Below are 19,021 nucleotides of genomic sequence, written 5' to 3' on the forward strand. Positions count from 1 at the left end.
GCTTCTTCCCATCGTATTCAGAAGCACAATATTTAAAAAAGCATTTAAAAACAAAAATGTTATTTTACTAGTTTAAGATTCCCCCATTTTGACCACACTGTTTACCAAGGGGGAGAGGACATGAAAACAAAACACACAGTACTATTGTATATCTTGATTCTATCATTAGGAACGATTCTAAGTTTATATATACCGAAGCAGGAAATGGCGGCACAGGAAACGATGGTGATTCCGGATGAGGCGATTCGCCTGCGGATCCTCGCCAATAGCGATCTGGATGGGGATCAGAACGTAAAGAGACTTGTCCGGGATGAAGTCAACAAAGAGATTACGAACTGGGTATCGAATCTGACTTCACAGGATGAGGCGAAAGCAGTCATCAAGGAAGGCTTGCCGCAGCTTCAGAAAATTGCGGAGGACGTCGTCGCCGCAGAAGGAATGGATCAATCAGTGAAAGTGGAGTTTGGGAAAGTCGACTTTCCTACGAAACTATATGGTCAGTACCTTTATCCGGCTGGTGAGTACGAAGCGGTATTGATCACACTTGGTAAAGGGGAAGGAGCGAACTGGTGGTGCGTCCTTTATCCGCCACTATGCTTTCTGGATTTCTCTACTGGAAATGCCGTAAGAAGCACAGGCTTTGAAACGAAAGTGGAGGCTAGCGGGAATGAAGTGACGGAAGTAGCTCCCGAAGATGCAACTCAGGTGAGTGAAGATGACTCGGAAGATGACATGATTGCCTATAAGCAAGTCGAAGTGGAAGCAGTAGAAGCCGGTGTAATCGATGAAGCTGTAAAAGAGGAAGTAAAGGCACCGGCTAATAAAGAAGAGGAAGCTTCCGTAGAAAAAGAAGAACCGGTCTTTGTGGAAGATTCCGAAGAGGAAGAAGTAGAGGTTCGCTTCTTCGTGGTAGATTTATTCAAAGGGTTATTCAATTAAGAAAGCTGCATCCCGTGTGGATGGAGCTTTTTTCTTGGCAAAAAATCTATCTTTCTAGCATTCCTTGTTCTAATCTCTTCCCTCCTTCATACATTGATACTAGAGGATGATAGAAAAGGGAGGATGAAAGGATGTTGAAAGTGATCCGCCAGGCAACGAATGAGGACATTCATGAAGTCGTGGCCTTCTTGACGAAAGCAGGATTGAGCACGGAAGGCATTAAACATAGCATTGATTGTTTTTTAGTAGTGGAGGATGAGGAAAACCGCTTGATCGGGACACTTGGAATCGAGGTGCAGGGGAAGATCGGCCTTCTTCGATCACTTGTAGTCACTTCTTCATTTGAAAGTGAAGAGTTATTTGCTCTCTTTCAGGAGATTTTAAAGCTTGCGAAAGAAAAGGATCTGAAGCGTCTCTATTTGATTTCCAATCGGAAAGCATCCCTCGCGTTCTTTGACCTGCTGGGTTTTCAACAAGAAGCTGATCCTGTTGTGGATGAGCTGGAGAACTTCATTCATGCGAAAAAGTTATCCACTGTGGATAACTGTATCACCATGAAATTGGATTTATAGATTTTTCGACAAGGATTTTATCGGGAAATTCAGGACTGGACCATTCTTATAAAAATGGTTCAGTTTTTTTCGTTTGCAATTCGACAAAATGCGAGAAAGCGGTAACTATTTCTTTTTTCAGAATTATTCACACCATCCACAGGTTTATCCACAATTTTCAACAAGTTATACGCAGTTTGTGGATAATACTTGAGAATTCAAGGTGTTTCTTTTATACTTTCAAAAGTATAGGAACTTGTAAATTCAGTATTTGTAGATAAAAATCAATCAGATATAGCTTAGTAACATAAAGGTGGATGACATAGATGATGAAACATTGGATTGTGGAAAGTGATGTGGATAAAAACAAAAGTTATCCACAAATTGTGGATGCGGCGAAGGTTCTTCAACAGGATGAGGTAGTGGCGTTCCCGACAGAGACAGTTTATGGACTGGGGGCGAATGCCACATCGGATACTGCGGTGGAAAAAATCTTCAAAGCGAAGGGCAGGCCGTCGGATAATCCACTGATTGTCCACATATCAAATAAAGAGCAGTTAGAGGGTTTGGTCGAAGAGATCCCGGTTGATGCGTCGAAACTCATAGACGCGTATTGGCCAGGGCCCCTGACGATCATTTTTAAAAATAAGGAAAACGTCTTTTCCGAAAGGGTGACGGCTGGACTCGATACTGTAGGGATCCGGATGCCGGACCATCCCGTGGCGCTATCCATTATCGAGGCAACGGGACTGCCGATTGCCGCTCCGAGTGCGAATCGTTCGGGTAAACCGAGTCCGACAACGGCTCAGCATGTGATCGATGACCTGGATGGCCGGATCGCCGGAGTGGTGGACGGCGGCGAAACGGGAGTCGGTGTCGAGTCGACGGTCGTGGATTGTACGGGGGAATTCCCGGTCATTTTACGGCCAGGCGGTATTACGAAAGAGCAGCTGGAAGAAGTCGTCGGGAAAGTGGAAGTAGATCCTTCCTTGAAAGAAGGGAAGGGTGCCCCGAAATCGCCAGGGATGAAATACACCCACTACGCCCCGGATGCCCCTGTTTATCTTGTGGACGGAACGAAGGAAGATGTGCAGCGATTGGTCGATGAGAAAAAGGAAGAAGGGCTCAAGGTTGGGGTCCTGACGACGGAGGAACGAATGGATTGGTATCAGGCGGATCTCATCCTGTCAGCCGGACGCCGGGACGATCTGAAAACAGTCGCCCAGCATCTCTACGACACCCTGCGTGCTTTTAATAGAAGTAATGTGGATATTATTTTTGCCGAGATGTTTCCGGAAGAAGGAGTCGGGCTTGCGATCATGAACCGTCTTCAAAAAGCTGCCGGTTACCGGGTGATAAAAGGATGATTATCTCCCCCTATGATCTTTCATAGGGGTTTTTGTTTTGTATTCTAAATCCCTTTGGACGTGCATAAGTTGTTTTGTAGGCATGTCCGGAGGGGGAAAAAACAAAATGACAACAATTATCGGCGAACTGATGACCTTGATGTTAATGGCATTTGCTCTTGGGATGGATGCCTTTTCGATCGGGATAGGGATGGGTATGTTCCAGCTGAGATTAAAGCAGGTCTTTTATATAGGGTTGGTTGTCGGGGTCTTTCATGTGTGGATGCCGCTCCTCGGGATGATGACGGGGAAGTTTTTATCGGAAACGTTCGGGTCCTTTGCGGCTTACGCAGGGGGTGTCCTGCTCATCGTCCTTGGAATCCAGATGTTCATGTCGAGCTTCAAGGAGGAGGACACGACTCTCATATCGCCGGTGGGCTTTGGATTGATCCTCTTTGCGTTGAGTGTAAGTCTGGACAGTTTTTCTGTCGGATTGACCCTCGGGATCTTCGGTGCAAGGACAGCCGTCGCCCTCTTCTGTTTCGGGATCGCCGCTACCGTGTTGACGTGGGCGGGGTTATTGATCGGCCGTAAATTCCAGGGGGTGCTTGGAACGTACAGCGAGGCACTTGGGGGAAGTATCCTGTTTGCGTTTGGTGTGAAGCTACTGTTGCCGATTTGAATTGGCTGGTGAAGGTCCGTCCCTCGGGGTGGGCTTTTTTGTTTGGTTACGGGGCTGAGCCGCGCCTTTCTTTTTGTATTCTTTGTGAATGGACTATTGGGAGATTGGAAAATATTTTATAATAGGTGGTAAGGAGGATGACGTGATGAATATTTTGTTTGTTTGTACAGGGAATACTTGCCGGAGTCCTATGGCGGAGGCGGTTTTGAAGCATAAGGGAAAAGATAAGTTCGACGTGAAATCTGCCGGTGTTTTTGCCATGGACGGAAATGATGCGTCATATCAGACTAAAGAAGTGCTGAAAGAGAACGATATAATACATAGACATCAATCGAGTTCGCTCTCAAAAGAGAACCTGGATTGGGCTTCCTATATTTTCACGATGACATCGAATCATAAGCGGGCGATTGTGGATCAGTATCCACATGTGGCGGACAAGGTTTTTACATTGAAGGAGTTTGTCCTTGAAGACCCATCTGACGTGGATGTATCGGATCCGTATGGAGGAAGCGTAGACATCTATAGACATACATACAGGGAATTGAATTCATTGATCGAGGAGTTAATGAAAAAGCTTGGCTAGAGACAGGGAGAGAGAAAGATGGGGAAAGTGAAGAGCTACAAGTCGGGTCTTAGAAAGAAATTGGTCTTCTTTATCACGCTTCTGGCGTTGGTGACGTATACCACAAGTGCCTTTTTTATTTATGTAATCAAACCTGCTTTTGCGCCGGATATGAATGAGCTGTGGTTCACGATCATGACCCTTGGCATGGGTGTATTCTGGTCGGCGGTTCTGGCCTTTTTTGCAGCGGGCTTCATCGTCAAACCGCTGCAGCGCTTGGAACAGGTTGCATTGAAAGCTGCTGAAGGGGACATCGCAATCGAAGTAGATGTACCGAAATCCGATGACGAAATCCGTTCACTGGCACTGGCGTTCAACCGCATGCTGCATAATTTACGTGACATGGTCTCAAGCATCGATGACAATTTTAACAAAACCAATACGAATGTCATCGAACTTTCCAAAGCATCGGAAATCGCTTCTACACAGGCATATTCGATTTCCAAAACGATCAGCGAAATTTCAGCGGGTGCCGAAAGCTCGGCGACGGCGATTCAAACGACGGCTGAATCCGTGGAGGATGTCATCCGGATCGCCCGGGAAGTACAGGATCATTCGAAATCATCCGAGCATATGTCGAAAAACATGGTGACGGAGCTTCAGGGAAGTAAAGAAGTGATCCATTCCCTCGTCGAAGGCATCAGCCGGCTGGCAAAAGGGAATGAAGATTCGTTGGACGCCGTGCGCCGACTTGAAGACAATGCGAAAAAAGTGGAGCAGATCATCCAATTGGTCGGGGACATCGCGAACCAGACCAATCTTCTTGCCTTGAATGCTTCCATAGAAGCGGCGCGTGCCGGGGAGCATGGGAAAGGATTCGCAGTGGTCGCAGAGGAAGTCCGGAAACTGGCCGATGAAAGCGGAAAAGCGGTTCAAGGCATTTCGGAACTGATCAAAAATATCCAGACGGAAGTCGGGAACGTTGTTGGACAAATCACGACCCAGGTCGATTCTGCCAACACAGAAGCTCAAAAAGGAACGCAGACGAATGAAATGATTGAAACCATGACGACAACCATTCATGAAGTGGCAGACGCCGTCCAGAACATCTCGGTCCTCGTCGATCAGCAGATGGACAGCATCCAGCTCACTTCCCAGCAATCCCAGGAAGTAGCCGCCATCGCAGAAGAAACATCAGCGGGGGCCATGGAAGTATCGGCTTCCACGAAAGAGCAAGCGGTCGTCATGAATGACGTCGAGAAGCTGGCCCTCAACCTGAAAGAACAGGCAGAAGCACTGAAAAGCACGATTACACGTTTTCATTTGTGAAAAATGAGCGGGTGTGAGGGACGGACCTCACACCCGTTTTTTCATGCTGAAAAGCTTTATATAATGAAGAGGATGTGGCAAAATAAACGTATCAAAGGTTATGGGGAGTGGGAGAAGATGAAAATTGCGATTGCGTCGGATCACGGCGGAGTAAATATTAGAGAAGAAATCAAGTCATTAATGGAAGAAATGGGTCTTGAATATGAGGATTTCGGCTGTGAGTGTGGCACATCCGTCGACTATCCTGACTACGCAGTTCCCGTTGCGGAAAAAGTGGCAAGCGGTGAATTCGACCGCGGGATTCTGATCTGCGGGACGGGAATCGGCATGAGCATCTCTGCCAATAAAGTAAAGGGGATCCGCTGCGCCCTTGTACATGATGTGTTCAGTGCAAAAGCGACCCGCGAACATAATGACAGCAATATGCTGGCCATGGGTGAGCGCGTCATCGGTCCGGGGCTGGCACGTGAAATCGCCAAAACGTGGCTTGGAACCGAATTCGAAGGCGGCCGCCATGCAAATAGAGTCGGAAAGATCACGGCATACGAAGACAAACAATAAGGAGTGGGTTTCATGGAAATCGCTCAATTGAAAGATGAACTGCAAACGATACTGCGTGATTTCAGCAGTCAGGTTCCGCTAAAAAAAGGACAAGTCTTTGTCGTCGGCTGCTCCACCTCTGAAGTGATGGGGGAGCGGATCGGAACGTCGGGAACCATTGAAGTCGCGGAAATGATTTATGACGAGCTGAAGGGATGGGCGGATTCTACAGGGGTTTCCCTGGCATTTCAATGCTGCGAGCATTTAAATCGTGCCCTTGTCCTTGAAAGGGAAGTAGCGGAAAAGAGGGGACTAGATGAAGTCACCGTCGTCCCTGTGCGAAAAGCAGGAGGAGCCATGGCCACGAAAGCCTATCATTCCTTCGACGACCCGGTTATGGTCGAGCACATCAAAGCCGACGCCGGCATCGACATCGGGGACACCTTCATCGGCATGCACCTGAAACACGTTGCCGTCCCGATCCGGGTATCACAAAAAAGCCTCGGCGAAGCCCACGTCACCCTCGCAAAAACCAGACCAAAACTCATCGGCGGAACCAGGGCCGCTTACGAATAACAGCATGGGAGAAGGTTCGTTCCTCTTGTTTGAGGGACGGACCTTTATTTTGGATTGATTTTTAAACGGGGTGTCAAACCCGAACGACTAATGGGGACAAGGGGAGAGATGATACTCTTGTCAGTGAATCTGAGTGTGGGCGCATGTAAGTTAATGGAGCAGGCGGATTCTTTGGGAGTTGCAAATTCAGTCATAACGCTATTTAAAGGTGATCGGTATGCGGTAGGAATTTGTTTGTGAACAGTGTCACATGAGGTCCGTCCCTCGAAAGGGTCTCTAAACACGAACGTTACGTTTTGACTATAGGTTTTTATTTCGCCTTTTGGTGAATCGTGTTAGAATGGGATTGAATGAATCAACGGGGCGCCGCAAGTTGGGCCTATGAATTAAAGGGGGATATGTATGAGTAAGATTGCCAAGCAAGATCCGGAAATTTATGCAGCGATTCAAGATGAATTAGAGCGTCAACGAACAAAGATCGAGTTAATTGCATCTGAAAACTTTGTCAGTGAAGCCGTTATGGAAGCACAAGGCTCCGTTCTGACAAATAAGTATGCAGAGGGGTACCCAGGTCGTCGCTATTATGGTGGCTGTGAGCATGTGGACGTAGCCGAAAATCTGGCCCGCGACCGTGCGAAAGAACTTTTTGGAGCGGAACACGTCAACGTTCAGCCTCACTCAGGAGCACAAGCCAATATGGCAGTCTACTTCACCATCCTTGAACAGGGCGACACGGTTCTTGGAATGAACTTATCTCATGGGGGACATCTGACTCACGGAAGTGCGGTCAACTTCAGCGGTATTCAATATAATTTCGTAGAGTATGGTGTGGATGAAGAAAAGCACCTGATCAATTATGAAGATGTTAGACAAAAAGCGTTAGAGCATAAGCCTAAGCTGATCGTAGCGGGAGCAAGTGCGTATCCAAGAGCGATCGATTTCGCGAAATTCCGTGAAATCGCTGACGAAGTGGGAGCTTACCTGATGGTGGATATGGCTCACATCGCCGGACTGGTAGCGGCTGGTCTTCACCAGAACCCGGTTCCGTATGCAGATTTCGTGACGACAACGACTCACAAAACATTGCGCGGACCACGCGGCGGTATGATCCTTTGTAAAGAAGAGTTTGCGAAGAAGATAGACAAGTCTATTTTCCCTGGCATCCAGGGCGGACCGCTTATGCACGTCATCTCTGCTAAAGCCGTGGCTTTCGGTGAAGCACTGCAGGATTCTTTTAAAGAATATGCACAGAACATCATCGACAATGCGAAGCGCTTAGGCGAAGGTCTGGTGAAGGAAGGAATCGATCTAGTGTCAGGCGGTTCTGACAATCACCTATTACTGATCGACACTCGTTCACTTGGGTTGACTGGTAAAGTCGCGGAGAAGGTTCTTGATGAAATCGGAATTACCGTCAACAAAAACACGATTCCATTCGATCCGGAAAGCCCATTCGTTACAAGCGGTGTCCGTATCGGTACGGCAGCTGTGACGTCCAGAGGATTCGGTTTAGATGATATGGACGAAATTGCTTCCATCATGGCGTTGACTCTTAAGAATCATGAAGATGAAGCGAAATTGGAAGAAGCACGCAAGCGTGTGTTGGATTTAACAAGCAAGTTTGAATTATATCCTGAGAGATAATAGATGTTGGCCTCTTCATTAGGGATGGATGTTCCTGGTGGGGAGGTTTTTTGATGGGTATAGAAATGGATTATTCCATAATTTGTTAAAATACGCAAATACATAGTGAAATGACGCAATTAACGAAAAAACGACGCAATAAAGATAAAAATGACGCAATCATAAGGGAAAACGACGCAATTACCTCAGTCCCAAGCCTCCTGGTCCCCACTCACCAAGTCAAAATAAGCAAAAATCTCTTCCCGGGAATCAATTCCAACCCGAATCTTCTCAATTCTAACGATTCCATTACACTTCCCATCTCATGTTGCTCTTAAATTGTCTTTTATGTACAATAGTCTGAGGTGTAAATGAAGTGGACAAACCATTTTTACATAAAACTGAATTAAAAGGAGAGAGTCGTATGGGCAAAGTATATGTATTTGATCATCCGTTGATCCAACACAAATTGACGTTTATCCGTGATAAAGAAACAGGAACAAAGGAATTCCGTGAGCTTGTTGACGAAGTTGCCACACTGATGGCATTTGAAATCACACGTGATCTGCCACTGGAGGATATCGACGTTGAAACGCCGGTAAGCAATGCGAAAGCGAAAACCCTTGCTGGGAAAAAATTAGGGATCGTTCCTATCTTGCGTGCCGGTCTTGGAATGGTCGATGGAATCCTTAAATTGATCCCGGCTGCAAAAGTGGGACATGTCGGGTTATACCGTGACCCTGAGACTCTTAAGCCGATCGAATATTACGTGAAGCTTCCAAGTGATGTGGAAGAGCGTGACTTCATCCTGGTTGACCCGATGCTTGCAACAGGCGGATCTGCTGTTGAAGCGATCAACTCATTGAAAAAGCGCGGTGCTGTAAGCATCAAGTTCATGTGCCTGGTTGCTTGTCCTGAAGGCGTCGACGCTATCAAGGAAGCACACCCTGATGTAGATATCTTCATCGCCGCTCTTGATGAAAAGCTGAATGAAAAAGGCTACATCGTTCCTGGACTTGGGGACGCGGGAGATCGTTTGTACGGAACGAAATAAGAAAGGCAGGGCGAAAAAATGACAAATCCAATCAAGGTAATGACGATTTTTGGAACAAGGCCGGAAGCCATCAAGATGGCTCCTCTTGTCCTGGAATTAAAAAAATATCCGGAAAGCTTTGAAACGATTGTGACAGTAACAGCTCAGCACCGTGAAATGCTGGATCAGGTGTTGAATATTTTTGATATCACGCCTGATTATGACCTGAACATCATGAAAGATCGTCAAACACTCATCGATGTAACAACACGCGGACTGGAAGGTCTCGATAAAATCATGAAAGAAGCAAAGCCGGATATTGTTCTGGTACATGGTGATACAACAACAACATTCGTTGCAAGTCTTGCCGCTTTCTATAATCAGATCTCTGTGGGCCATGTCGAAGCCGGCCTTAGAACATGGAATAAATATTCACCGTTCCCTGAGGAAATGAACCGTCAGCTGACAGGTGTCATGGCTGATCTTCATTTTGCTCCAACGGAAAAATCATACCAGAATCTTTTGAATGAAAATAAGAAAGAAGAGGGAATTTTTATTACGGGGAACACAGCGATTGATGCGTTAAAAACGACCGTAAAAGATGAGTATCATCATGAGGTTCTCGAGAAGGTTGGAGATGACCGTTTAGTTCTGTTGACGGCTCATCGCCGTGAAAATCTTGGTCAACCGATGCGCAACATGTTCCGTGCCATCAAGCGCTTAGTGGAAGAGCACGATGATATCCAGGTTGTCTATCCGGTCCACTTGAATCCGGCCGTTCGTGAAGTGGCGGATGAAGTACTTGGAGACGACAAGCGGATTCATCTGATCGAGCCACTTGATGTGATCGATTTCCATAACTTCGCCTCCCGTGCCCATCTGATTCTGACAGATTCAGGCGGTGTTCAGGAAGAAGCACCTTCGTTAGGCGTGCCGGTCCTTGTCCTTCGTGACACAACCGAGCGTCCTGAAGGGATTGAAGCCGGAACATTGAAGCTTGCAGGGAATGAAGAAGAAAACATCTACAAGCTTGCAAAAGAATTACTGACAGATCCGGAAGCACACGGGAAAATGTCTAAAGCGACAAACCCATACGGAGACGGACAGGCATCCTACCGAATTACCCAAGCGATCCGCTATCATTTCGGCCACCTGGATGAACGTCCCAAATCCTTCGACCCAAACGAATAAAATAATGAAAAGGTCCGTCCCTCTTAGAATTCACTGAGGGACGGACCTCTCTTTATAAACAGAATCATTTTGAAACCAAATGGAAGTATTTACATTAAATTCAAGGGTTACTCAGCAAGGGAATCTTCTATATAATGGAGGGGCATGTGAAGTGGGGGAACTATAAATTTATTAATATATTTCTAAGTTGTGCGTGAGGGGTGGGCAGTCGGATAGGCTTTTCGACATGTCCAGCTCCGGCGGGTAAGTCCCTCGAGGTCATAAGCTAAAATGACCAAAAAGGCAAAGAACGCCTTTCTGGTCGACTCGTCTTATGCTTGTCGCCCCAGAACGAGCCCCCTACGCTTTTCGCGATGTCCAGCTCCGGCGGCTAGTCCCTCGAGGTCATAAGCTAAATGGACAAAAAAAGCAAAGAACGCCTTTCCAGTCCATTCATCTTATGCTTGTCGGGCCTGACCAACCCGCCTCCGCTTTTCTAATTGTGTTGAAAATGTGAACAATCTGGGAACACGTGGATAGGTTGTGAACTTTTTAACTTGAACGCATTGACATAGATTAAGCCCTATTGTATGCTTACAAAGGATGTAAAATGATAAGGTTTTCACAATGCGTAAACCCTTATGCAATCGGTTTTACATCATGTCTGAAATGCTTGCCTCATGTTCAAATTCCGTTTGAATGGGAGAGGTTGAAATGGGTCAAAAAAACGAAAGCCCATATAAAGCGATGGCGATTTATTCTGCCATTTTAGCACAGCTTGTCGGGTCTATCTTAGTCGGGATTTTCCTGGGGAGATGGATTGATCAGCAGGCTGATTCAGCACCACTCTTTTTAATCATCGGATTGCTCCTCGGCCTTGCCGCAGGGATTTATGCGATGCTTCGAACAGTACGACATTTCTTCTTAGGAGAATAATAAGATATGCCGGAACTCCATCAAATGTTTAATAGACAGCGGAAATACATAATTTATGTGCTTTCTATTTACGTCCTGGGCTGGGGATTCACCACCCACAAATCAGTATTCTTAGGGTTAATTTTAGGGACATTACTAAGTCTTTATATGCACTGGGGCATGACCAAGCGGGTCTCGAAGTTCGGGGACGCAGTGGTAGCCGGGAAAAAAGTGAGATCACTAGGAACCACTTCCCGTATGGCCGCAGCCGCCCTTGGAGTCATCATTGCCACACGATTTCCAGAAACATTTCATCTCCTAAGTCTTATTATTGGATTAATGACGACCTATATTGTCATTATGATAGATTATTTTTTCAGCAGCTTCAAAACTAATAAATAGCGGGGAAGAGAGGTGAAGTATTTTGAATCATGGAGCACCTACAGCCCATTTCCTGGGTTTGACTTTTAACCTTGCGAACGTTTTGATGATCACGGTCGCAACGGCCATAGTGTTTATTATTGCCCTCTTATCTACACGTCGCTTAGCCCTGAAACCGACCGGAATGCAGAATTTTTTCGAGTGGGTGATGGACTTCGTCAAGGGGATCATTAAGAGCAACATGGACTGGAAGACGGGTGGCCGTTTTCATATCTTAGGTCTCACGATTATCATGTATATTTTTGTGTCGAATATGCTGGGTCTGCCATTCTCTGTCGTATATGACGGCGAATTATGGTGGAAATCACCTACAGCCGATCCTGCCATCACGATGACCCTGGCGGTTATGGTCGTGGTACTATCCCATTTCTACGGAATCAGATTGAAGGGGTTTGGCGAATATGGGAAAGACTTTTTCAAACCTATGTGGTGGTTATTCCCGCTAAAAATCATTGAAGAGTTTGCAAATACTCTTACATTGGGTCTTCGACTTTACGGTAACATCTATGCCGGTGAAATCCTGCTTGCACTACTTGCGGGTCTTGCCGTTAACGGTGGTATCGGCGGAACGATCGGAGCAATCGCACCAATGCTTGCTTGGCAAGGATTCTCGGTGTTTGTCGGATCGATCCAGGCGTTCATTTTCTGTATGTTAACAATGGTTTATATGGCTCACAAAGTAAGCCACGACCATTAATATATACCTGTTCATTACGGTGGACAAACATATATGTAAAAAATATTTTTCTTATACATTAAAGGAGGAACTTTAGAATGAGTCTTATCGCAGCAGCAATTGCAGTTGGTTTAGCAGCACTAGGAGCAGGTATTGGTAACGGTCTTATCGTAGGTCGTACAGTAGAAGGAATCGCACGTCAACCGGAATTACGTGGTACTTTACAAACAACAATGTTCATCGGTATCGCACTAGTTGAGGCACTTCCTATCATCGGCGTAGTTATCGCTTTCATCGCACTAGGAAGCTAATAAAACGGACAGGTTGAATGGCGAAGTTCGTCTTGACGATAATCTTCGCCATTCCTATGTACTAGAGAATAGATTCTTTGCAAGAACGGTTCATTTATAAAAAATACGATCCAATCGATTCTTGAAGGGAGTGAATCGAGTATGTTAACTAACGCATTCGTTATAGGTGAGGCAGCAGGTCACGGCGGCCTTAACACGGGGGATATCGTCTTTCAGCTGATCATGTTCCTGGTTCTTATGGCGCTACTTAAGAAATTCGCCTGGGGTCCACTAATGGGAATCATGCAGCAGCGTGAAGACCACATCGCCGGTGAGATCACGGCAGCCGAAAAGAGCCGCACTGAGGCAAACAATATTTTAGAAGAGCAAAAGAAACTTCTGAAAGAAGCCCGTCTTGAAGCTCAAACGATGATTGAAAACTCTAAGAAACAAGGTTCTGAACAACGTGAAGAGATTATCGCAACTGCTCGTCAAGAGGCAGAGAGATTGAAAGAATCTGCAAAACGCGAAATCGAAACGCAAAAAGAACAAGCTGTTGCAGCACTACAGAAACAGGTTGCATCTTTATCAGTACTTATTGCTTCTAAGGTCATTGAGAAAGAACTTTCTGCCGATGATCAACAGAAGTTAATTAACGATTATATTCAAGAGGTAGGGGAAGAGCGATGAGCTACTCTACAGTTGCAAAACGCTATGCGTTAGCTCTTTTCGAGATTGCCCAGGATCATAATCAGCTTGAAGGAATCGAAGAAGAGCTGCGTACAGTGAGAGCGGTTTTCCTTGAGAACACCGAATTAACGGTTCTTTTTGAAAATCCTAAGCTTACGTTAGATAAGAAGAAGTCATTGATTCAGGAAGCATTTTCCACAGCTTCCCCGTATGTTCTGAACACATTGATGCTGATGACGGACCGTCACCGTACGGGCGAGATCACAAGCATGGTTGAGGCATTCATTGAATTGACAAACGAAGCACGCGGGATTGCAGATGCAACAGTGTACTCTGTACGTCCTTTGACAGAAGATGAGCAAACAGCATTGTCGTCTTCTTTTGCTAAAAAAGTCGGAAAACAATCATTAAGAATTACCAATGTGACAGACGAAAATTTACTGGGCGGCATCAAGGTCCAAATCGGGACCCGCATCTATGATGGTAGCCTGCAAGGTAAGTTGACTCGTCTTGAGCGTGAACTAATTCGTTAACTTTCGTATAAATGAGGGGTGAAATTCATGAGCATCAAGGCGGAAGAAATCAGCGCGCTGATAAAAAAGCAAATTGAAAACTATCAGTCTGAGATGAAAGTAAGCGACGTAGGTACAGTTATCCAAATCGGTGACGGTATCGCTCGTGCTCATGGCCTCGACAATGTCATGGCTGGAGAGCTTGTTGAATTTTCTAACGGTGTCATGGGTATGGCACAGAACTTAGAAGAAAACAACGTTGGTATCATCATTCTCGGACCATATACTGACATTCGTGAAGGCGATGAGGTTCGTCGTACTGGACGTATCATGGAAGTACCAGTAGGACAAGAACTAGTTGGTCGTGTAGTAAACTCACTTGGACAACCAGTTGATGGATTGGGTCCAATCGCAACAACGAAAACACGTCCGATTGAAAGTGGAGCACCTGGTGTTATGGATCGTAAATCCGTACACGAGCCGCTTCAAACGGGTATCAAAGCGATCGATGCGTTAGTTCCAATCGGTCGTGGACAACGTGAATTGATCATCGGTGACCGTCAAACAGGTAAAACATCTGTTGCCATCGATGCGATCCTTAACCAAAAAGACCAGGACATGGTATGTATCTACGTTGCCATCGGTCAAAAAGAATCAACTGTACGTAACGCGGTAGAAACATTGCGTAAGCACGGTGCCCTTGATTACACAATCGTTGTAACGGCATCAGCTGCTTCACCGGCTCCGATGCTATTCTTAGCACCATACGCTGGTATCACAATGGCGGAAGAATTCATGCACAGTGGCAAGCACGTTCTTGTTGTGTATGATGATCTTTCCAAGCAGGCTTCTGCTTACCGTGAGCTTTCCCTATTACTACGTCGTCCTCCAGGCCGTGAAGCATTCCCTGGTGACGTATTCTACTTGCACTCTCGTTTACTTGAGCGTGCGGCGAAATTGAGTGATGCTAAAGGTGGCGGTTCCATCACAGCATTACCATTCGTTGAAACACAAGCAGGAGATATCTCCGCTTATATCCCGACAAACGTTATCTCCATCACGGACGGACAGATTTTCTTACAATCTGACCTATTCTTCTCCGGTGTACGTCCGGCGATCAATGCGGGTCTTTCCGTATCACGTGTTGGTGGATCTGCACAAATCAAAGCAATGAAGAAGGTTTCCGGTACGCTTCGTCTTGACTTAGCCGCTTACCGTGAGCTTGAAGCATTCGCTCAGTTCGGATCAGATCTTGATAAAGCGACTCAGGCGAAACTGAATCGTGGAGCCCGTACTGTAGAAGTACTGAAGCAGGATCTTAACAAACCACTTAAAGTTGAAAAACAAGTCATGATCTTCTATGCACTGATTAAAGGTCATTTAGACGATATTCCAGTTGTAGATATCCGTCGTTTCGAGTCTGAACTTCTAAGCTGGTTAGATCACAACCATACTGAACTGTTAGACCATATTCGTACGACGAAAGGTCTTCCTGAAGATGATGCAATGAAAACCGCGATCAACGAATTCAAGAAGACATTCATCAAGTCTGAATAAGGGTTGCCGTCTGACGGCAATGACCATAGTGGAGTAGGGCTAAAACAGCCCCGCTCCCTATGTCTGACAATATGTAAAGGGTGGTGAGAACCAGTGGCATCGTTACGCGATATACAAACTCGTATTACTTCTACCAAAAAGACAAGTCAAATCACCAAAGCAATGGAAATGGTATCGGCTTCTAAATTGAATCGTGCGGAGACGAATGCTAAGTCATTCGTGCCTTACATGAATAAAATTCAAGAAGTGGTGACATCCGTTGCAGCGGGCAGTCAAGGTGTGAGGAATCCGATGCTAGTCTCCCGCCCCGTTAAAAGAACCGGGTATCTGGTCATTACATCAGACCGTGGTTTGGCGGGGGCATATAACAGCAGTGTAATCCGTGCTGTTAGCAATCGAATTAAAGAAAGTCACAGTTCGAATGATGAATTTGCCATTATTGCTCTGGGCCGTGTCGGTGCTGATTTCTTCCGTAAAAAAGGCTTTAATGTCCTTGAGTCGGTAACGGGTCTTCCGGATCAACCGAATTTCGCAGACATTAAAGATATCGCAAACAAAGCGGTGGGTATGTTCTCTGCCGAGGCATACGATGAACTGTATATGTTCTACAACCACTATGTAAGTGCGATCCAACAGGATGTTACGGAGAAAAAAGTGTTACCGTTAACGGATCTGACTCCTTCAGGAAAGCTTGCTTCATATGAATTCGAGCCTTCTGCAGAGGAAATCCTTGAGGTATTGCTTCCTCAATACGCTGAAAGCCTGATTTTCGGGGCTCTCCTTGACGGTAAAGCAAGTGAGCACGCCGCCCGTATGACAGCGATGAGAAATGCAACCGATAATGCAAAAGAAATCATCAGTGACCTTACACTATCATTTAACCGTGCGCGTCAAGCAGCGATCACTCAGGAAATCACGGAGATCGTCGGCGGGGCTGCGGCACTCGAATAGAACTCTGACGGTTTTTTAGGACCGTTTATACTTTATAAAGTTTTTGTCAAAAGCTAGTTAGGAGGGAAAGAGATGAACAAAGGACACGTTCTTCAAGTAATGGGTCCAGTTGTTGATGTCAAGTTCGCCAGCGGCCAACTTCCTGATATCTACAACTCTTTAAAGGTCCAAATTGCAGATAGAGCTGAACTTACATTAGAGGTTGCCCTTCACCTAGGTGATGATTCTGTACGTACGATCGCAATGGCATCTACGGATGGTTTACAACGTGGAGCCGAAGTACTCGATACAGGAGCACCAATCTCTGTACCAGTAGGGGATGTAACGTTAGGTCGTGTATTCAACGTTCTGGGTGAATCAATCGATTTAGACGAGCCTCTAGCAGCAGGTATCCGTCGTGATCCGATTCACAGACAGGCACCTACATTCGATCAACTTTCTACAGAAGTTGAGATTCTTGAAACAGGTATCAAAGTAGTAGACTTACTTGCTCCATACATCAAGGGTGGTAAGATCGGTCTATTCGGTGGTGCCGGTGTTGGTAAAACCGTATTAATCCAGGAGCTTATCAATAACATCGCTCAAGAGCACGGTGGTATCTCTGTATTCGCCGGTGTTGGAGAGCGTACGCGTGAAGGAAATGACCTTTACCACGAGATGAGCGATTCTGGGGTTATCAAGAAAACAGCGATGGTATTCGGACAAATGAACGAACCGCCTGGTGCACGTATGCGTGTTGCTTTGACGGGTCTGACAATGGCAGAATACTTCCGTGATGAGCAAGGTCAAGACGTACTTCTGTTCATCGATAACATCTTCCGTTTCACGCAAGCAGGTTCAGAGGTTTCGGCACTACTTGGCCGTATGCCATCTGCCGTTGGTTACCAGCCGACACTTGCGACTGAAATGGGTCAACTGCAAGAGCGTATCACGTCAACAAACGTAGGTTCTGTAACATCGATCCAAGCGATCTATGTACCTGCCGATGACTACACGGATCCGGCTCCTGCAACTACTTTCGCTCACCTTGATGCAACAACGAACCTTGAGCGTAAGCTTTCTGAAATGGGTATCTACCCTGCGGTAGATCCATTGGCATCGACTTCCCGTGCTCTTTCTCCAGAGATCGTTGGAGAAGAACACTACAATGTTGCACGTAACGTTCAACAAACGTTACAGCGCTATAAAGAACTTCAAGATATCATCGCGATCCTTGGTATGGATGAGCTTTCTGATGATGATAAGCTGACAGTACAACGCGCACGCCGCGTACAGTTCTTCTTATCTCAAAACTTCCACGTTGCAGAACAGTTCACAGGCCAAAAAGGTTCTTACGTAGAAGTAAAGGACACAGTTAAAGGCTTCGTTGATATTCTTGCAGGTAAATACGACCACATTCCAGAAGATGCATTCCGTCTTGTAGGTCCGATCGAGGACGTACTGGCTGCAGCTAAAGAAATGGGCGTAGAGGTATAATTAGGGACCAGGAGGGAAGAAAATGAAGACATTAAAAGTCAATATTGTCACTCCCGATGGCCCAGTGTACGATTCAGAAGTGGAAATGGTGAGCACGAAAGCTCAAAGCGGTGAGCTTGGAATCTTACCTGGACACATTCCGATGGTTGCTCCACTACAAATCGGTGCGGTTCGCCTGAAAAAAGGTGGCAACACTGAGCTTGTAGCTGTCAGTGGCGGATTCTTAGAAGTACGTCCTGAACAGGTGACAATTCTAGCACAGTCTGCTGAAACAGCAGAAGCTATCGATGTACAACGCGCGAAAGAAGCAAAAGGCCGTGCTGAAGACCGGATGCAGGCACAACAGGACGACGTAGACTTCCGTCGTGCCGAACTCGCTCTGAAGCGTGCCATGAACAGAATTAACGTTTCCGAACGTAATTTCTAATAAAGAAGAAACCACCTTTCTCATCGAAAGGTGGTTTTTTTTATGGTAAATGAACGGTCTGGATATGCTGCATATTCAAGTAGGTCGATTCTCCCTTTGCCGTGATCAATTCCATGATATTATCCGACACTTTCTCGATCTTGCCGATCATTTCTTCCTGGACTCCCAGGTTTAGTACGACGAGGTGCCCGCTCAATTTTTCAAGTTGAACCTCGAAGCTTCTGGCAAGTGTGATGGAGTTAGACGGGTTGACAGGCAGATTTTCCTTACTCAAGCGGTAGGGAGAAAGATTGGTGGAATAGGGAATCAGCCATTTTAAATGCTGCAGGGAGATGTACATTGTTTTGTAAACGGGGGAATAGAAGGCAAAGTAATTGTTCATGATCCCAGTTATATAGCCATGTATCGACTGATTGCCCGTTGTGTAGATTTCAAGGAAGACCCCCTTGGCCGTTGTCAGGATCTTTCGCAGGGATAATTGATCTTCCTGTTCGAGTTGTGGACTTACAGACGGTTCATCGATCCCGATGGAGTCTTTCGATACAACCGCCATATTTTTTATATGAGAAGTGGAAATATAGATATAATCGTCGCCGTTATAGACAATCATGACCTCGCTGCCCACCTCGATCAAATATCCATTAATGGTTTTTTTGCCGGTCAGTTCAATCATGACCGCTTCACCGGTAAAGGCAGAATAAACATTCTTCATAAGCATTGATACTCCTTCCTAGT

22 protein-coding genes are annotated in these 19,021 nt (G+C 46.0%); 21 read left to right on the forward strand and 1 reads right to left on the reverse strand.

The annotated features are described in order from the left end of the window. The first annotated feature begins 120 nt into the window (after window positions 1-120). From spoIIR to BVI01S_RS01255, 21 genes are all read left to right on the forward strand, one after another. Window positions 121-939 carry a stage II sporulation protein R gene (gene spoIIR, locus BVI01S_RS01155; protein ID WP_034765128.1) on the forward strand — a complete coding sequence of 273 codons (819 nt, stop codon included), beginning with the start codon at window positions 121-123 and terminating at the stop codon, window positions 937-939. Between the two features lie 131 nt (window positions 940-1,070). Continuing rightward, window positions 1,071-1,511: a GNAT family N-acetyltransferase gene (locus BVI01S_RS01160; protein WP_034765130.1), complete on the forward strand. Its 441-nt coding sequence runs from the start codon at window positions 1,071-1,073 to the stop codon at window positions 1,509-1,511. 305 nt (window positions 1,512-1,816) lie between these two features. Further along, the gene (locus BVI01S_RS01165) at window positions 1,817-2,857 is read left to right on the forward strand and encodes an L-threonylcarbamoyladenylate synthase (protein ID WP_061808904.1); all 1,041 of its coding nucleotides are present in this window, start codon (window positions 1,817-1,819) and stop codon (window positions 2,855-2,857) included. A gap of 106 nt (window positions 2,858-2,963) precedes the next feature. Continuing rightward, window positions 2,964-3,518: a manganese efflux pump MntP gene (locus BVI01S_RS01170; protein ID WP_034765135.1), complete on the forward strand. Its 555-nt coding sequence runs from the start codon at window positions 2,964-2,966 to the stop codon at window positions 3,516-3,518. Window positions 3,519-3,663: 145 nt separating this feature from the next. Continuing rightward, window positions 3,664-4,101 carry a low molecular weight protein arginine phosphatase gene (locus BVI01S_RS01175; protein WP_061808905.1) on the forward strand — a complete coding sequence of 146 codons (438 nt, stop codon included), beginning with the start codon at window positions 3,664-3,666 and terminating at the stop codon, window positions 4,099-4,101. Window positions 4,102-4,119: 18 nt separating this feature from the next. Next, the gene (locus tag BVI01S_RS01180) at window positions 4,120-5,409 is read left to right on the forward strand and encodes a methyl-accepting chemotaxis protein (RefSeq protein WP_034765141.1); all 1,290 of its coding nucleotides are present in this window, start codon (window positions 4,120-4,122) and stop codon (window positions 5,407-5,409) included. Between the two features lie 117 nt (window positions 5,410-5,526). Further along, on the forward strand, window positions 5,527-5,970 hold the full coding sequence (gene rpiB / locus BVI01S_RS01185; RefSeq protein WP_034765248.1) for a ribose 5-phosphate isomerase B: 444 nt from the start codon (window positions 5,527-5,529) through the stop codon (window positions 5,968-5,970). Between the two features lie 12 nt (window positions 5,971-5,982). Continuing rightward, window positions 5,983-6,525, forward strand: a complete 543-nt coding sequence (locus BVI01S_RS01190) for a TIGR01440 family protein (RefSeq protein WP_061808906.1) — start codon at window positions 5,983-5,985, stop codon at window positions 6,523-6,525. Window positions 6,526-6,927: 402 nt separating this feature from the next. Beyond that, a complete protein-coding gene (gene glyA / locus BVI01S_RS01195; RefSeq protein ID WP_061808907.1) occupies window positions 6,928-8,169 on the forward strand; it encodes a serine hydroxymethyltransferase in 1,242 nt (413 codons plus the stop codon). Between the two features lie 403 nt (window positions 8,170-8,572). After that, on the forward strand, window positions 8,573-9,202 hold the full coding sequence (upp, locus tag BVI01S_RS01200) for a uracil phosphoribosyltransferase (protein WP_034765147.1): 630 nt from the start codon (window positions 8,573-8,575) through the stop codon (window positions 9,200-9,202). Window positions 9,203-9,220: 18 nt separating this feature from the next. Then, window positions 9,221-10,372 (forward strand): non-hydrolyzing UDP-N-acetylglucosamine 2-epimerase, encoded by a 1,152-nt coding sequence (wecB, locus tag BVI01S_RS01205; protein ID WP_061808908.1) that lies wholly within the window; start codon window positions 9,221-9,223, stop codon window positions 10,370-10,372. 693 nt (window positions 10,373-11,065) lie between these two features. Beyond that, a complete protein-coding gene (locus tag BVI01S_RS01210) occupies window positions 11,066-11,287 on the forward strand; it encodes an AtpZ/AtpI family protein (protein ID WP_060672866.1) in 222 nt (73 codons plus the stop codon). Between the two features lie 6 nt (window positions 11,288-11,293). Beyond that, window positions 11,294-11,668 carry an ATP synthase subunit I gene (locus BVI01S_RS01215; protein ID WP_061808909.1) on the forward strand — a complete coding sequence of 125 codons (375 nt, stop codon included), beginning with the start codon at window positions 11,294-11,296 and terminating at the stop codon, window positions 11,666-11,668. A 22-nt stretch (window positions 11,669-11,690) separates the two neighbouring features. Continuing rightward, window positions 11,691-12,404, forward strand: a complete 714-nt coding sequence (gene atpB, locus BVI01S_RS01220) for a F0F1 ATP synthase subunit A (RefSeq protein WP_034765155.1) — start codon at window positions 11,691-11,693, stop codon at window positions 12,402-12,404. A gap of 77 nt (window positions 12,405-12,481) precedes the next feature. Next, complete coding sequence (gene atpE, locus BVI01S_RS01225; protein ID WP_032086923.1) at window positions 12,482-12,694, forward strand: F0F1 ATP synthase subunit C; 213 nt, start codon at window positions 12,482-12,484, stop codon at window positions 12,692-12,694. A 141-nt stretch (window positions 12,695-12,835) separates the two neighbouring features. Further along, window positions 12,836-13,363 carry a F0F1 ATP synthase subunit B gene (gene atpF, locus BVI01S_RS01230; RefSeq protein ID WP_034765158.1) on the forward strand — a complete coding sequence of 176 codons (528 nt, stop codon included), beginning with the start codon at window positions 12,836-12,838 and terminating at the stop codon, window positions 13,361-13,363. After that, on the forward strand, window positions 13,360-13,896 hold the full coding sequence (locus tag BVI01S_RS01235; protein ID WP_061808910.1) for a F0F1 ATP synthase subunit delta: 537 nt from the start codon (window positions 13,360-13,362) through the stop codon (window positions 13,894-13,896). The genes atpF and BVI01S_RS01235 overlap by 4 nt, the downstream gene beginning before the upstream one ends. A gap of 27 nt (window positions 13,897-13,923) precedes the next feature. Further along, window positions 13,924-15,432 carry a F0F1 ATP synthase subunit alpha gene (gene atpA, locus BVI01S_RS01240; RefSeq protein WP_034765162.1) on the forward strand — a complete coding sequence of 503 codons (1,509 nt, stop codon included), beginning with the start codon at window positions 13,924-13,926 and terminating at the stop codon, window positions 15,430-15,432. A 93-nt stretch (window positions 15,433-15,525) separates the two neighbouring features. Beyond that, window positions 15,526-16,383, forward strand: a complete 858-nt coding sequence (locus BVI01S_RS01245; protein WP_034765164.1) for a F0F1 ATP synthase subunit gamma — start codon at window positions 15,526-15,528, stop codon at window positions 16,381-16,383. A 72-nt stretch (window positions 16,384-16,455) separates the two neighbouring features. Beyond that, on the forward strand, window positions 16,456-17,859 hold the full coding sequence (gene atpD, locus BVI01S_RS01250) for a F0F1 ATP synthase subunit beta (RefSeq protein ID WP_034765166.1): 1,404 nt from the start codon (window positions 16,456-16,458) through the stop codon (window positions 17,857-17,859). 22 nt (window positions 17,860-17,881) lie between these two features. Further along, window positions 17,882-18,286, forward strand: coding sequence for a F0F1 ATP synthase subunit epsilon (locus tag BVI01S_RS01255; protein WP_034765168.1), 405 nt, complete (start codon window positions 17,882-17,884; stop codon window positions 18,284-18,286). 40 nt (window positions 18,287-18,326) lie between these two features. On the opposite strand, the gene BVI01S_RS01260 is transcribed toward BVI01S_RS01255, so the two are convergent. Next, window positions 18,327-18,998 (reverse strand): YwrJ family protein, encoded by a 672-nt coding sequence (locus tag BVI01S_RS01260; protein WP_061809045.1) that lies wholly within the window; start codon window positions 18,996-18,998, stop codon window positions 18,327-18,329. Window positions 18,999-19,021: the final 23 nt, after the last annotated feature.

The sequence above is a fragment of the Rossellomorea vietnamensis NBRC 101237 genome, from assembly GCF_001591825.1.
Taxonomy (GTDB): domain Bacteria; phylum Bacillota; class Bacilli; order Bacillales; family Bacillaceae_B; genus Rossellomorea; species Rossellomorea vietnamensis.